This is a genomic window from Bacillus nitroreducens, assembly GCF_964021195.1.
The window spans coordinates 3,128,850-3,143,704 of record NZ_CAXHYI020000003.1 but is presented as its reverse complement, the minus strand read 5'-3'; the positions used below and the strand labels follow the sequence as shown (position 1 = coordinate 3,143,704).

Annotated in this window: 18 protein-coding genes and 1 other annotated feature; of the genes, 3 read left to right on the top strand and 15 right to left on the bottom strand. The window is 35.4% G+C overall.

Going from position 1 to position 14,855, the window contains the following annotated elements; all coding sequences use genetic code 11:
* The first annotated feature begins 80 nt into the window (after positions 1-80).
* A complete protein-coding gene (locus ACWPVE_RS19220; RefSeq protein ID WP_453996180.1) occupies positions 81-224 on the top strand; it encodes a hypothetical protein in 144 nt (47 codons plus the stop codon).
* A gap of 35 nt (positions 225-259) precedes the next feature.
* Here ACWPVE_RS19220 and ACWPVE_RS19215 read toward each other — a convergent pair whose 3' ends face one another.
* Together ACWPVE_RS19215 and ACWPVE_RS19210 are read right to left on the bottom strand one after the other, a co-directional pair.
* Positions 260-898: a DUF3885 domain-containing protein gene (locus ACWPVE_RS19215; protein WP_453996178.1), complete on the bottom strand. Its 639-nt coding sequence runs from the start codon at positions 896-898 to the stop codon at positions 260-262.
* Positions 899-981: 83 nt separating this feature from the next.
* Positions 982-1,698, bottom strand: a complete 717-nt coding sequence (locus tag ACWPVE_RS19210) for a dihydropteridine reductase (RefSeq protein ID WP_453996176.1) — start codon at positions 1,696-1,698, stop codon at positions 982-984.
* Between the two features lie 275 nt (positions 1,699-1,973).
* Between ACWPVE_RS19210 and ACWPVE_RS19205 the strand changes: the two genes are divergently transcribed.
* Positions 1,974-2,393 (top strand): RDD family protein, encoded by a 420-nt coding sequence (locus tag ACWPVE_RS19205; RefSeq protein WP_453996174.1) that lies wholly within the window; start codon positions 1,974-1,976, stop codon positions 2,391-2,393.
* A gap of 90 nt (positions 2,394-2,483) precedes the next feature.
* Here the strand turns inward: ACWPVE_RS19205 and ACWPVE_RS19200 are convergent, their stop codons facing one another.
* The 5 genes from ACWPVE_RS19200 to ACWPVE_RS19180 form a co-directional block, all read right to left on the bottom strand.
* The gene (locus ACWPVE_RS19200) at positions 2,484-2,732 is read right to left on the bottom strand and encodes a PepSY domain-containing protein (protein WP_453996172.1); all 249 of its coding nucleotides are present in this window, start codon (positions 2,730-2,732) and stop codon (positions 2,484-2,486) included.
* 156 nt (positions 2,733-2,888) lie between these two features.
* Positions 2,889-4,139, bottom strand: coding sequence for an MFS transporter (locus ACWPVE_RS19195; RefSeq protein ID WP_453996170.1), 1,251 nt, complete (start codon positions 4,137-4,139; stop codon positions 2,889-2,891).
* A gap of 55 nt (positions 4,140-4,194) precedes the next feature.
* Complete coding sequence (locus tag ACWPVE_RS19190) at positions 4,195-4,599, bottom strand: DUF4181 domain-containing protein (RefSeq protein ID WP_453996168.1); 405 nt, start codon at positions 4,597-4,599, stop codon at positions 4,195-4,197.
* Positions 4,600-5,023: 424 nt separating this feature from the next.
* Positions 5,024-5,551 (bottom strand): GrpB family protein, encoded by a 528-nt coding sequence (locus ACWPVE_RS19185; protein ID WP_453996166.1) that lies wholly within the window; start codon positions 5,549-5,551, stop codon positions 5,024-5,026.
* An 87-nt stretch (positions 5,552-5,638) separates the two neighbouring features.
* Positions 5,639-5,995 carry a cupin domain-containing protein gene (locus ACWPVE_RS19180; RefSeq protein WP_453996164.1) on the bottom strand — a complete coding sequence of 119 codons (357 nt, stop codon included), beginning with the start codon at positions 5,993-5,995 and terminating at the stop codon, positions 5,639-5,641.
* A gap of 327 nt (positions 5,996-6,322) precedes the next feature.
* Between ACWPVE_RS19180 and arr the strand changes: the two genes are divergently transcribed.
* Positions 6,323-6,739, top strand: coding sequence for an NAD(+)--rifampin ADP-ribosyltransferase (arr, locus tag ACWPVE_RS19175; protein ID WP_453996162.1), 417 nt, complete (start codon positions 6,323-6,325; stop codon positions 6,737-6,739).
* A gap of 143 nt (positions 6,740-6,882) precedes the next feature.
* On the opposite strand, the gene ACWPVE_RS19170 is transcribed toward arr, so the two are convergent.
* The 8 genes from ACWPVE_RS19170 to ACWPVE_RS19135 form a co-directional block, all read right to left on the bottom strand.
* Positions 6,883-7,341, bottom strand: a complete 459-nt coding sequence (locus ACWPVE_RS19170) for a hypothetical protein (protein ID WP_453996160.1) — start codon at positions 7,339-7,341, stop codon at positions 6,883-6,885.
* A gap of 404 nt (positions 7,342-7,745) precedes the next feature.
* Positions 7,746-7,940, bottom strand: coding sequence for a hypothetical protein (locus ACWPVE_RS19165; RefSeq protein WP_453996158.1), 195 nt, complete (start codon positions 7,938-7,940; stop codon positions 7,746-7,748).
* 83 nt (positions 7,941-8,023) lie between these two features.
* Positions 8,024-8,593 (bottom strand): GNAT family N-acetyltransferase, encoded by a 570-nt coding sequence (locus ACWPVE_RS19160; protein WP_453997639.1) that lies wholly within the window; start codon positions 8,591-8,593, stop codon positions 8,024-8,026.
* Positions 8,594-8,639: 46 nt separating this feature from the next.
* Positions 8,640-8,863 (bottom strand) — a binding site (T-box leader).
* A 75-nt stretch (positions 8,864-8,938) separates the two neighbouring features.
* Positions 8,939-10,525, bottom strand: a complete 1,587-nt coding sequence (locus ACWPVE_RS19155) for a sodium:solute symporter family protein (protein WP_453996156.1) — start codon at positions 10,523-10,525, stop codon at positions 8,939-8,941.
* 15 nt (positions 10,526-10,540) lie between these two features.
* Positions 10,541-10,669: a hypothetical protein gene (locus tag ACWPVE_RS19150; RefSeq protein WP_453996154.1), complete on the bottom strand. Its 129-nt coding sequence runs from the start codon at positions 10,667-10,669 to the stop codon at positions 10,541-10,543.
* 30 nt (positions 10,670-10,699) lie between these two features.
* The gene (locus ACWPVE_RS19145) at positions 10,700-11,737 is read right to left on the bottom strand and encodes a ketopantoate reductase family protein (RefSeq protein ID WP_453996152.1); all 1,038 of its coding nucleotides are present in this window, start codon (positions 11,735-11,737) and stop codon (positions 10,700-10,702) included.
* 38 nt (positions 11,738-11,775) lie between these two features.
* On the bottom strand, positions 11,776-12,633 hold the full coding sequence (locus ACWPVE_RS19140) for a 3-keto-5-aminohexanoate cleavage protein (RefSeq protein WP_453996150.1): 858 nt from the start codon (positions 12,631-12,633) through the stop codon (positions 11,776-11,778).
* A gap of 203 nt (positions 12,634-12,836) precedes the next feature.
* A complete protein-coding gene (locus tag ACWPVE_RS19135) occupies positions 12,837-14,330 on the bottom strand; it encodes a sigma-54 interaction domain-containing protein (protein WP_453996148.1) in 1,494 nt (497 codons plus the stop codon).
* Positions 14,331-14,855: the final 525 nt, after the last annotated feature.

Below are 14,855 nucleotides of genomic sequence, written 5' to 3'. Positions count from 1 at the left end.
TAAATGTATAATAAGTTATTTTAAAATTGAATTCGTCATGTTTCAAACTATTTCGATTTGAAAATATACTTGATATATGTATGGCGGGCATTAAGATAGAATGGCAAGGCGCTCTACTATTTTCATCGATTAGTGGACTTATTAGTTGGAAATTAAAAGAGAATGATGAAGAACCGCCAGCGATTAATAGTGAAGTATTCAAGGAAATTGAAAAAAGGTTTTAAACAATAACTAAGAGGAAACGCTAAGTGAGCGTTTCCTACTTAAATAACTTTTCGATTTTAGTTCTGTCGTAATCCAATATCCAGTCATTGTATCTCGTATAAACATCTTTTAGTGTAGACGGTGAGGCTGCCAACACATCACAGCCTCTATCATCGTAAACATGAAAAATGGTTTTTCGATTGATGTTCACGAAGTACGTCCTATGTAACATTCTCGGTCTCAGCCCTAGATCTTGATTGCAAATGGCTATTAGCAATCGCACATAGTTCATATCAGATGGTTTACATGTCAGCGTAAATCTGTGAGTTTTATATGTACCCTCTTCATCCTCTTCTGGAAAAATATATGGCAATTCTTGATGTTTTAAACGATACAATAATGATTTTTTCACATACGGAGAAAAATTCTTTAACTGTTGTTTGAGACTTTTCCCCTTATCATAATCATTCACATCGATCACTATATATAAGTCATCTGTTGGTGAGTGTAGGGCTTCAAATAACGTAATCGCTCTATTATAACAGTCCCTTACGTATCTGCTGTTATGATCATCAATATCCGTAAACCACTCGACACCAAGCTCAAAACGAATTCCAATATCCCAGCCATAAAATAAAGGTGGTCTTAGTTCTAAATTAGGGAAATTTTCGTGCAAAAGGTCTTTTAACGGCATTTCAACACCTCATATTTACTCTAACAAAGACTGATAAAATGAAACAAGCGACCATCCAACTGGATCATCGCTTCCTTGTTCATTTACATGGTTACAGTTAGTGATAATAACTCAGAGCGTCTTTGTTCACGCTTATCGAGCATAATTTTGTCTGGTTTAATGCCTTGCTCACGAAGGATTTCAATGTTCTGGACAAGGAAATCGTCGCTTCCCACAACATAGAAGATTCCGTCCTTGTCTGCAGCAAGTCTTTTCACTTCTTCATAGTACTCTTTACGATTATCAACAAACTGAGATGTAAGATTTTTATCAGGAACAGTTTTAAAAATATTCGTAAACAAGAACTCTTTTGATGAATCAATGTTTAGGGAATGCATCTGATTGACGTTGTCAGGGTGTTCCAAATATTCAAGTACAAGCGGTCTAAAAGTTGCTAAACCGACACCTGCAGAAAGTAAGTATACATTTTTGTCTTCCCGCTTTAGTGGTACGTTTGAATGTGTTTTAAATAAAGCAACTTGATTCCCAACCTCAAGAGTTCGTAATATTGATTTAAACTCAGAGCATTTCTCTCTGATACGTGTCGTAATACCGATCGCATTTTCATGTGGTAATGTAGAGATCGACATATGGCGTACTAAGCTTTTATTTGGTTTCTCACCAGCATTGAATCCTTCTAGCGCAAAGTGCGTGTGGGATCCTTCTTCCCATGTGAAACCTTCAGGACATTCTAGTAAGTACGTTTTAACCTCGGAAGATTCCTCAATAATTTTATTTATTTTCGTCCAATATATTTGCATTGTATGTTCTCCCTCTTAGTAAATGATCAATCTACTATTTACTATACAATAATCGATAACAGTTCTCAATTGAAAAGGTAAATATTTCAGAACATTTTTGATGCTTCTGTTTAAATTGAAGTTTTCCTACTCATTTAGTTTTTCCTTTTAGCACTCTCAAAGAGGTATTTACATGCCCGACGTTAAATCAAATATAAAATTACCTCTATAATAAAATGAATAAATAGTAAAATAGAATTCAACGTGGATGAATACATTATATTGGAGGTGGTTACATGCATCGAAATCTTGAACCCGCTGGATTTTGGATTCGTTTTGGGGCTTCAATTATTGATGGTTTTGTCATTTTCATTTTTATTTTTATGCTTTCACTTATTTTTGGCTTTTCGATTGATGATTCTTGGCAATCTGGCCTTCTAGAATTTTTATATGCCCTACTCCTACCAGTCTTTTGCTACGGGTATACAGTTGGAAAAAGGCTATGTGGGATTCGAATTGCGAGGATTGATGGTGAAGAATTACACATTGGGAATATGCTGCTTCGGATTGTGGTAGGTGGGTTCATTTATGCTATTACGTTAGGTATCGGACTTATTGTAAGCATCGTAATGGTAGTCGTACGTGAAGATAAACGAGCCATCCATGATTTCGTTGCTGGAACATGCGTAACCTATACTCCGCTCGCAAAGAAGTAACTAAGGCAGTATAATCAAAAAATGAATACAATAAAACAGGTGGTTAATCCCTTTTTGGATAACCACCTGTTTTTTAAGTAATCGGACGTATTAATCAAAATCATTTTCTTGTTCGACTTTTAATATCCTCCCGGATCTTGCAAGGATTTCAACTTCAAAAATTCTGTTATCTGGTGTTAAGATAAACACTTCATAAACTAACACACCATTTTCTAAATCCATATCTACATGTAGAACTTTCCCAGGTACACGGTTTAGCGCAATTTCTTGAGCTTGTTGCTTCGTAATTCTTTGTCTATACAATGGAATAGAATGATCCTGATAATAATTTCCATACATTGGACCTTTTCCTCCTCATAATAATAGGTATCTCATTTATTCATATGTAGTAGACAAATTGTAGGTGCGCAGTGCACTTACCTTCTAAAACCTGCACCTTCCCTTTTAAAATGACTCAAATCTAACAAGAATAGCCTTTGTAAATGATTCAGCTATCTACACATTCAAATTTTGTTCTCCTACACCATGACTGTCTTCTGGATAAAAGCTCTTTTTATTTGGACTACATATTGAAATTGAAAAGACAAGGGACGCAAGCAACATGACAAGTGACAAACTAACAATTGTCATTCGTAAGGAAACGAGATCGGCCACAACCCCAATAGCCAAGATAAATAAGACTTGTATAACACTTTGGATTAATTGATAAATGCTTGTCACTCTCCCCATTACATCAATAGGAACATTGTTTTGATAGAAGGTCATGATTCCTGCATTTAAAAACACATTGAAGAATCCTAAGATGACAAATCCAACAACAATCGAAGCAAAAGACCATGAAAAGGCATAGATTACATAACCAATTGTCATCATGATTAAACCAATGGTAATCATATATCGAAGAGAAATCTTATTTGAAAAAACGGACAATAAGAAAGCTGCTACAACGGAACCGATTCCAGTTATACTTATCAATAAGCTATAGTCAAATTCGGAAAGACCAACTACCTTTTGAGTAAATACGACTTCCTGTGCATCCATGGCAAAAGAAAAAATCATAATCAAAAGAAATCCAAGATAAACAAAAGAGACATACTGATTCTGTTGCATGAATTTCTGAACAACGGTAAAGTCACGAATCACTTGTGCAATTGTTAATGTCGGAATCGCTTCATTATCGATGTTTTCTTTTTCAGGAAGAAATAATAATAGAATGGCAGAAATCAAAAAGAAGATGGAATTAATCCATAATGTTGCATCAACTGAAAAGAATAAAATAAGTGAACCACCGATAGCGGGTCCAATGATAAATGCTCCAGAACTCGCAAATGAATGTATTGAGTTAAAACGTTTTCTTTTTTCCTTTGGAACAAGGATTGCTACATACGTAATGGATGAAGGATTAAAAAATGCTTTTGCCACACTTAGAACGATCAAGAATCCATATATAACTGCCATGTTTTGTGCAATTGGGATCAAGAAAATGAAGATTGCTCTTACTATGTATGTGACAATCATTATTTTTCTCTTACTCCGATAATCAATGAAACTACCTGTCCAAAATTTAGTGACAATATTAGTTAAGGGTGCAATGATCCAAAGACCAGCTACAGCTGTTGCTGAACCTGTAAGTTGATAGACAATAATATTAATCGAAACTAAGTAAATAAAGTCACCGATATTGGAAATTCCAATCGAAGACAATAACAAAATCGGATCTTTCCACTTCTTAAAATTCCCAAACATACATACCCCCCTTATAATGGGCCCAACGAACTTTTTGGTCACTTAAAGGATGACCTCAATAGTTAAACATTAAACCGAAGATGTCAAACAGCGATACAAAGATTCCAACAACTGTTAAAAATACCGCTTCCCCCACACATAATATATAAAATTTTGTGTGTTGTTCTTCTTTCCAAGAAAAGTATGCTTCGGTTACTGAGGGAATGGCATGTAAAAATAATATACTCCCCAAAAATAATGACGCTGATATCATCCCCTTTTGCCAGCCATAATATAAAAGTACAAAAATCGGTATTAAAATCAGACCTACTACACGATTCATGCGTTTATGTTTATAATTCACAAACCCAATTTGATAGGGTTCTTTTTTTATCCTGAATACCTTTGTAAGAACGAGATTTAATCCTATTTTCAAACTAAAAAACAATGCTCCAAATAGGAACAGTTTCGTAACGACCATCGATTTCCTCTCCTATTTTGTACGTACCTTGGTTAAATGACTTTTTAGTGCGTATAAATACTCTACAGAATATACGCCTTAATCATTCAAAATAAATAATTCAAACCTTAGAGTGAAGTTCTGTCTGTTATTTTGGATTTCAAAGATAAATAGGTTATGAGACCCAAGATTAAATACACCAAGCAGCACAATATGCCCAATGTTATTGAATAATCGAATAGATTATCCATATTCATAATCCCTATAACGATCAAAAAAACTAGAAAAATAGATCCCTTTTTCCTGTTTTTACGAAAAACAGACGAAAATATAGCTAAGGCTAAGAAGGTTATAATTACATGACAAATCAGTAATATCGCTTCCCACAACACACCTGGATCCACTGTTTTTACCTCCTTTACGAAACTAATTCTTTCAAAAGTTCCTAAATCCGCTTCCTATAAATCTCTCTCACGAACTTTTCCTTGTAGTCGGTATATTCAGCAATTCCGCCATTCTGTTCTTCAATAAATTTCTGTTTTAACTGACGATATTGGATCCGCGCAGTCTCATGTTCATTTAAGTAATCTCTAAAAAAGACTAAATTCTTCCAAAGTTCTTTATTATAATCAACTACATGAATAACATGTGTCTTTACTTCGTAGGTGTCATCCGTAAACTTTGCAAGCACGATTTCATTTGGACGTTGAACTCGAAGTCTTAAAAAGCCCACTTTCTTTAGCCCGTGAAAAATAGCGGCATCGACATGTTTACTATCATCTACACCCACAACAATATCCAATATAGGTTTGGCAATCATATCTTTAATAGCTGTGCTACCGATATGTTCAATTCGATTTTGCTCAATTGGGGTTACAACTAAAATATCCTGTTTCACCCTACGAAACTCTTTCTGCCATTCTAGAGTGTAATCTTCAAGTCTAACTTCGTCTTGTTTTAGTCCTAGTTTCATTTGAAAAGCACCTCATTCATGGAAACGTTTCATATTCCAATAGTTTTATGTACACCTTGTCTATCTGTTTTAATAAGGCGATCACAATTACCTTTTTATAGGCATAAAAAGTGACGGGTTTAATTCTTCACATTCGATAACTATTGCAGTTAATCCCGTATCGGTTTTTGTTTCATGCCACTCATCTTTTTCCCAAAAGACTGCATCTCCTGACTGTACCTTAATATATTCATTCTTTTCATTTCGGACATAGCCTTGTCCATTTACAATTAATAAAAGCTGTGGGACAACGGCTTGGTGATACCCTACAACACCGCCTTTATCTAAGTGCATACACCCAATATGTGCGTTCTTCTTGGTTTGAACAATAAGAGCCATACTAAAGTCCGAATTGAATTTCGTAATTTGTTTTCCACTCTCTTTGTTAAATGTATAGAACTCCATACTTTGCCCCCTCAAATAGAAATAATTCTATATGGAGAGTGAAATAACCTGCCATGTTCATTACATATTTTTACAAAAATCCGACTCTTTCTACATGTTCAAAATAAAAAAGAACCTCTAATTAGAATAGAAGTTCTTTGTTGGTAAGTGAGTATTATTTTATTTACAGGAAAATAATATATTTTATATCATCATGTTATTTATACGGCCGCACTGTTTCTCTCTACTATAATTATACAATGGATTGCCCATAAAATATAGACTACTCTTTATGCAATGACTGTACTATACTGTTAATTCAAATCCAAATAATAAGAGGTGTATCGTATGAACGATAAGAAAGATGTTTTAGATCGTGGTCCTTTTTTTCATGGTACGAAAGCTGAATTGAAAATTGGCGATTTATTGGAACCTCAACACTTTTCGAATTACCAAGATAAAAAATCGAACTATATCTATTTTACAGCTACGCTGGAGGCTGCTAAATGGGGTGCTGAATTAGCAAAATCTACAGCTAAAGAAAGAATTTATATCGTAGAACCATTAGGTGATTTTGAAAATGATCCGAACGTTACAGACAAAAGATTTCCTGGAAACCCAACACGTTCGTATCGGTCAAAATCTCCTTTAAAAATTGTCGCTGAATTGGGTTCATGGGAAAGACACTCTGATGAACAAATCAACCATATGCTGACCTCTTTACAAAAGTTACGTGAAGAAGGAAAAAATGTAATTTACGATTAATCTAAAAGTTAGAAGAATCAAATCAAATTGGCTTTTGCATGATCAGACTGCAAAAGCCAATTAGTTTATTAAACTGTACAGGTTATGATCTTCACATGAGGAACTATACATTCATCTTCAGCTCCCCTAATTACAAATTAGCATTAAAGCTTATCGATGAAAGATAAAATATGATTTTTAACTTCTTCTTTCTCTTCCTCGGTCAAGTGATCTACTTGAAACGGTTCAATCTTTCCAACAGGTATTAGAAGTGTTGAAGGTTCTTGAAGCTCTTTTTTACGTTCACCTCCATCTTCTACATTCGTTACCTTAGACCTTTTATATTCAGAATGTTTTATCTCTGTTTTCAAATAATTACCTTCTATATCGTAAAAGTCCTCAATCGATTTTATATCCGTTGCTACATGGTTTTTATCCTCTTCAACAATCGTAATGGCATTAATCTTCTTAAAACCCGTTTTTTCATAAATTCCTTCATCGTTTTTTTCTAAGGTTTCACTTACAAAAACTTCAATATGCTGGTATCTTTCCGTATTATTACATCCGTTTAAAAGGAAGATACATAGAAAGAGTATACTCAGATTCGCAAACTTCTTCTTCAATTTCAATAACCTCCTAAATCGAATAAATACCGATTACAAACCACTCTCTTACGTTATATAATGTTTTTAAATCTAGCTATTTTCCAGAAATTGTTACCCTTCATCTTTAACATTATCAAAGAATGATTCAAAATATCTATGATTACGAATAAAGTTGAAGTTTGCAAGAATTTGTCTGTATAGTATCAAATGCTAAGGCATTCTTGAAAAAAGCATTAAGAAGAGCTGTTCCTGGACTTGGATTCATACAAAGTTTAGGTAGCTACGTTATCAACTATAATAAAGCTGTTAATTTATGGAACACAATTCCTAGAAACTATTAGATGGTAATAACTAAATTAATCATTTTGACAGGTTGTGAGAACTCAGTCGTTTATCAAGCATGATATTCTCCTACTCATAGATTAGGGACTCTTATTGTTTTTGTTAGGGAAATATACATAGAACATTCCAGTCGCAAAAATGAAGAGTGCAAGAGATGTTCCTCTAGGGAAAAAGCCGTCCATTATCTGTCTGATAATCGAAATAAGTGCTATGACTGCCATTATTGCGATGAAGGTTAATACTGCAACTAAGCGTCTTTTTTTCTTTATTTCCATGTTACACCTGCTTAACTGCCATGTTGTCCCCTTCTTTCTCTTTTTGTATGTTTGAACATAGTTACTCTTTCATTCATCCCTTTTTACAAAGTGTCTGTTTCTCTACGTTCATATGGGTTAATGATTCCGTAATAGATTAAGTCCACATACTCCCCATCTTTTTTGACATGGTCTTTCAAAATGCCTTCTTGAACCATGCCAATTTTTTGCATAATCCTTCCAGAAGCAGGGTTCGATTTGAAAAAACGGGCGAACACTTTGTGTAAGTCCTTCTCCTTAAATCCAAAATCAACGATTGCTTTTGCGGCTTCTGTTCCGTACCCTTTGCCCCAGTATTCTTCACCGATAAAATAGGCAATCTCGCCATGATTAAATACTCGATTGTTTGATAATGTAATCGCACCATACAGTGTTTTACTCACTTGATCTGTAATGGCCCATGTATAAGAACGATCCTCATCGAAACTTTTTTTGTGGTTTTTTATCCATCCTAACGCATCGTCTAACGAATATGGATACGGTAAGTTAAGTGTCGTTTTATAGATATTAATATTATTACATAATGTTTGAACATCCTTGGCATCACTTGTTTCGAACATCCTCAAATACAGTCGGTCTGTAAGGATTGTTCTATTGCTTCTATTGTACTCTATAGTTTTCCCTCCTAAATTTAGTAAAATATAAAAAGCCCATCATCTCAATAGAGACGATAGGCTGCTCCTAACGTGGTACCACTCTAATTCATTTGCCAAGACAATGACAAATCTCATCTACATGTTAACGAACTTTATCCGTTTAGACCTACTTTACTTTCAGTCTGACCACTCATAAGCGACTTCGGGAGTTTTGTTGACTACCTTCCCAGCAAACGGTAGCTCTCTAAACAACTCCATCTCCTTACTCCTCTTATTCACAGTGTTTTCTGTATTTTTAAACCATTATAACCCTTTCCTAAAATTTGTCAAACCATTTTTAATTAACTTACATATCCCCCCACTTTATCTATTCAAATGACTTGAATGATTTATAGAGTCACCAATTGCAGGTGGTGTGGGATATTCTTCACTTGGACCATTTTGAATCGCAGCAAATACATTTTTAGTGGAAGGACTTACTTTGACTTCAAAATATGGTTCGTAAGCTTCACGTGGTGGTTTTTTGGTTAATAACACTGCAAGGATTACACCAACAAATGCAATGGCTAAAGCAATAATAAATGGATTTGTGGCGCCCATAACCTTTGCGATCACATAAACGACTGAACCGATGATAATATTTGCATAGGCTCCAAGTCGATTCATACGTTTCCAATATAGTCCTAAGTATACGACGAAAAAGAAGGCTGCACCGAACCCACCATACACATAAGTAAAACCCATGGCTAATAATACTGGTGGATTAATTGCACTAACGACAGCTAAAATACCGAGACCAAAAATACAAAATCGTAGTTGTTTTCTTTCCTTATCTTCATTCGCATTCTTAGAAGGAAAAATATTTTTATAAATATCATTATAAAGTGAAGTTCCACAGTGCAGAAGCATGGAATTTGCAGTAGAAACTGCTGCTGCACATAAGGCAATCAATGTTAAAGCACCAACCAAAGGATGAGCATACTCCATGATCACGATTGGCATAATATAGTCCGTAGTTTGCCCCGCTGGAAGACTAGGAATCAGCGTCTTAGCACCTAATCCAATTACGATGAGCGGAAGAAAAATACCAATCAAAACGACAACTGAAAACATCATTTGCATAATCGCAACTTTGACACTTTTAGGTGCTAACATCCTGGTTACCCAGTGAGGGGATACTGCTGCCCCTAAGGAATTCGAGATAAAAATTGAAAAAAGCGCTCCTAAACCAAAGGTACCAACAGGAGATAAAAGAACACCTGTGCTTAAACTTTCTCCTCCTTCAATTGTTGGGGCTGTTGTTGTAGAAAGTGTTTGATAGATATTTTCAAATCCCCCTGTTGCTACTAACACAGCTCCTGCCCCTAATATCACTCCTGTAATAATTAAGACAGTATTTACTGTGTCGGTAACAGCAACCGACCAAAACCCACCTATACTTGTAAATAGTAAAAAGAGTAGAAAAACAAAAATAGCAATCTTATAATCAATACCAGTAATGGTTGAAAAGACAATTCCAAAACCGACAACTTGTAGGTGAGTAAATACAAAATACCCAATTAACATTAAGGCAGCAACAAGTGTCCTTAAATGACTGTTCTTCTTGAATGGTTCATATCTTAAATGAACATATTCAGGAAAGGTTCTTGCTGGTGTTGCAGGTCTTCTGATTTTATAGGCAACTAAAGGGATTAAGGCTGTTCCAAAGAACCATCCCCCTACCCATCCAATGATTGCTGCAACTCCCGTACTATACAGGTAGCCCGGGACCCCCATAACCGAGGCAACACTCACCCATGTTGCAACAGTCGTCCCAACCCCAATCCATAGTCCCATCCGATGTCCACCTGTTGTAAAGTCCGACATGGATTCTACATTTTTTAGACTTTGCAAACAAGACCATATGAGAAATACCATATAAAAACAAAAAACGGCTAGATACCAAGTCATCTTCCTACCCCCTTATTATTTAAAGAGTTTACCTGAAGCACCCCAACGCTTTACTCCCGATTTTTCAATTCGATAGCAAAGGAATGACCCGAACATGATGGAAAATATAATCGTTATCAACCAGATTGAAAATGCAATGATCATACATGTCTCCTCCAATTTCATTAGTAAAAATTATTTAACAACCGTTCTTAATGATTCAAAACGGGCAAGATTTTCATTAAAATCAGGGAGCGTTCTAGTATTTTCTGCTTCCTTAATTAGCTGAACGACGAAATCATTATAAGGGGTTTTTACTCCAACTTCTTTCCCCTTATGACTTACAAAACCATTGATATAATCGATTTCTGTTTTTCTATATTTTTCCAGATCTTGAAGCATACTTGCTTTTAATTTCCTGTGTGGAGACCATACTTCATGATAAAAGTCCATTTTTTCACAGACTTTTTGTCCTTCTTTTATTTCTAATAGACTCATATCTTTTCCTTGCATCTTTGCTAATTGAATCCCATGGGCTCGTGCTACCTTAATCGTTTCATCAGCGATATATGCTAAACAATTCATCGCCGTTTTATTATCTAATACTTCTCCAAACGTACAGCCGAGCGCTGCAGACATCCCGCTAAATGTGGCATTCATGAGCAACTTTGACCATTTAATACCTAAAATATTTGAAGAGACTTCACAGTACCCAACATGTTCTAAAACTGCTTTTATTTTTGATAATCGGGGCGTATCCTTTCCATCGATCTCACCGATATCGAATGCATATTTTTTTACCGTCTCCCATTCCGTTGTTAATTCTGATTCACCTGGACCTTTCCAAGTTGCTCCAAATCCAACAACCCCTCCGACTGTCCTGTTTGCACCTACAATAGAAGCGACATAATCTTCAGGCACTCCATTTTGAAGAGTACAAACAATACTATTTTCATGAAGGTGTGGTAGTAATTGTTTTAATGTTTCATCGTTATACACTTGTTTCGTTAATAAAAAGACTAAATCGTAGACGTGGTCTTCTAATTCAAATGGTGTAATGGCATTTACAGGGATTGTCTTCTGAATAAATCCCGTTAATTTTGCACCAGCCTGATTCAACGCCTGAACATGCTCTTCATTGATATCAATTAAATCGACTTTTTCTCCACCTTCTGTCAGTAATCCACCAATGATTGTTCCTAAAGAACCTGCTCCAGCTATCGCAATATTCATCACAAAATCCCCCATTCATTTTTTCAATATTCTGTTTTCTATTTTTGTACATCTGCTAAATTTGGTAGACGATTCCTTTTTAATTTATCTAATCCTAAAATTCGTCTAGCATCTGTCGGAGTGGCTACTTCTCTTCCAAAGGTGTGAGAGAGTTCGGTGATTCTCTTAACAAACTGTGCATTTGAAGTTGCCAATTCCCCTTTTCGATAATACACGCTATCTTCCATTCCTACACGAACATGACCGCCTAATAGAATGCTCATCGTATTAATGGCTAACTGATCCTTACTCGCCCCGATGGCAGACCATGTGGACCCCTCTGGAATACTATCAATTAAAAACATTAAATTTTTAGGAGTGGCTGGCATACCACCATGCACACCCAGTACAAATTGAAAGTGGAATGGTTTTTCCATTAAACCCTTATTAGCAATGCGTAAGGCATTATGAATCATACCGACATCAAAGATTTCAATTTCAGGCTTGATTTGACGTTCTTTTGTAACAGCTGCCAACCTTTCTAAAAACACAGGCGTATTATGAAAGACTCCTTTGCCAAAATTCATAGTTCCTGCATCAAAAGTGGCCATCTCTGGATTTAATTCACAAACTCTTAATCTAGCTTCATCATCCATCCCGATTCCGCCAGCAGTAGTCAAGTTTAAGATAATGTCACATTTTTCTCCAACGCGTTCAATAACTTCCTTATAAGTATCGAGGTCAAGCGTATTATCTCCATTTCGATCCCTGACATGAATATGAGCAATAGCTGCGCCTTCTTTCCATGATTCATACACAGAGTCTGCTATCTCTTTTGGAGTAAGTGGTAGATACGGCGTATGTTCCCGTGTTGTTTGTGCTCCTGTTGGTGCTACGGTAATAATGAGTTTTTCCATGAATCTCCCTCACTTCTATATATTTTTTCACTTTATATAGATGCAAGTACCGTGCCAACTTTAAAAGGGCTCTATGAAAGGCTTTTCATACCGTATCAAAAAAAATCTGATGAAAAAATTCATCAAAATTTAGCTTACATAAAGATACTACAGGTACAAATAGGATTTAACTGTGATTCTAAAATGAATCACCCCTGATGACATTAAGAATCACCTAGTTGAATTCCTAACTTTTTTGCTTTTTTCACAACAGAAGATTGGCTAATTTTTAAAACTGCTGCCGCTTTTCTTGTACTTCCATAGTCTTTTAATGCCTTTTCGATTGCCTTCCTTTCTACCATTTCCACCATTTCTTTTAAACCGAGCTCTCCGTTTAACATTTCAGGACTTTCGGTAGTAATATTTAACAGTTTCTTTGCTACATTTACTTCTATTCTTTTATTCTGTTCTGATACAATAACCATTCGCTCAACTACATTTCGCAATTCTCGTATATTCCCTGGCCATGAATACGTTTTAAACACGTCATACACTTCAGAATCTAAGAATACGTGCTTTCCATATTTAACGTTATACTTATTCAAATAATGATTGGTTAGTAATTCGATATCAGTCATTCGTTCCCTAAGTGGCGGGATATGAATAGGGAAGACATTAAGTCTGTAATATAAATCCTCGCGAAATTTCCCCTGTTTCACTAGTTCATATAAGTTACAATTGGTAGCAGCAAGAATTCGAACATCAAATTTTACCGATTTTGTTCCACCAATCCGTGTAACCTCTTTTTCTTGTATGATTCTAAGAAGTTTTGATTGTAACTCGAGTGGCATTTCACCAATCTCGTCCAATAGGATCGTACCTTTATCGGCTAACTCGAACATTCCGATTTTTCCTTTGCTAGATGCGCCAGTAAAGGCACCAGACTCATAGCCAAACAACTCCGCTTCTAATAGGCTAGCAGGAATCGCTGCACAATTGACTTTGATAAAAGGTTTGCCTCGTCTATTACTATTCGTATAGATTTCGTTTCCAACAACCTCTTTCCCAGCCCCTGTCTCTCCCGTAATCAAGACGGTAACATCCAAATTAGCTACTTGTTGGATCATTCGTAAGACTGGCCTTAGTTCGTCGCTTTGACCGATTAAGTTGCTAGACGTTTGCAATTTACGTAAGTGTTCGATTTCATTTTGCGAGGCTGTAAGCTTTTCCTGCATTTCCAACAAATCGGACATATCTCGATTTATCACAACAACCCTTTTTACATTTCCTTCATCATCAAAAATAGGAGCACCCGATATTAATACCTTGACCCCTGTACGGATTTCTGCCATCGCATTAATCGGTTTTTTTGTTCGGATAATATCAGGTGTGATCGCATTTTTAAATAAACCTTCCTTCATGAGGTCTGTTACATACTTATTCAGAACAAGTTCTGGAGCCAATCCCGTTATTCTACTATAAGCCTTATTGACATATAAAGTTTTTCCCTGTCCATCTGATATATATATCCCATCATATAATTCATCACAGATTTTCTTATAGAAAAGATCCCCTTTTAATTCTTCCAATTCCCTACAAACTCTTTTTAAATCGGACTCTATTTCCATCTTGATCAAAGGGTTAGACACTTTCGTTTCCAATGACTTTATCAATTCATTAAGAATTTTAGTTGAAGAATACGTTTTTTCACTGTTCATCCTCAAACCACCTAATCTATTATTTCAGTCTGTTTCAATTATATTATCACTTTTTTCTTACTATTTGGATTTCTATTGGAATATTTTGTTATGGTTCTTTTCGGAAAGATTGTTGCTGTGTTTGAGACTATTATAGAATTCTTTTTTGGCTCGTCTTATCGATTCAACAGTTGGAATAACCGAATCACGACATGCTGAAATAAGCATTATCGTTAAGGTGATAAGAAAAAAAGACCGCTAATGAAACGGTCTTATACTAGTCATAAGATTTATTTAAGAAAGGCACTAAAATTTTTGTCCCTTCCAAAATTCAATATTTTTGCCAACTATACATAGGTAAGTAATAGTAAAAAGAAAGTGGATAAATTTCTTAAAGGTTCCAGTAATTCATTAAAGTTAAAATTGTGATAATGTAGGCCCCAAAACATAACATCAAAATACTGATTGTAAGGCTACGTTTATATTTGATTTTCTGTCAATTAACTTTTGTGATAAAAAGCAAACAGCCTACATAAATAAAACCTA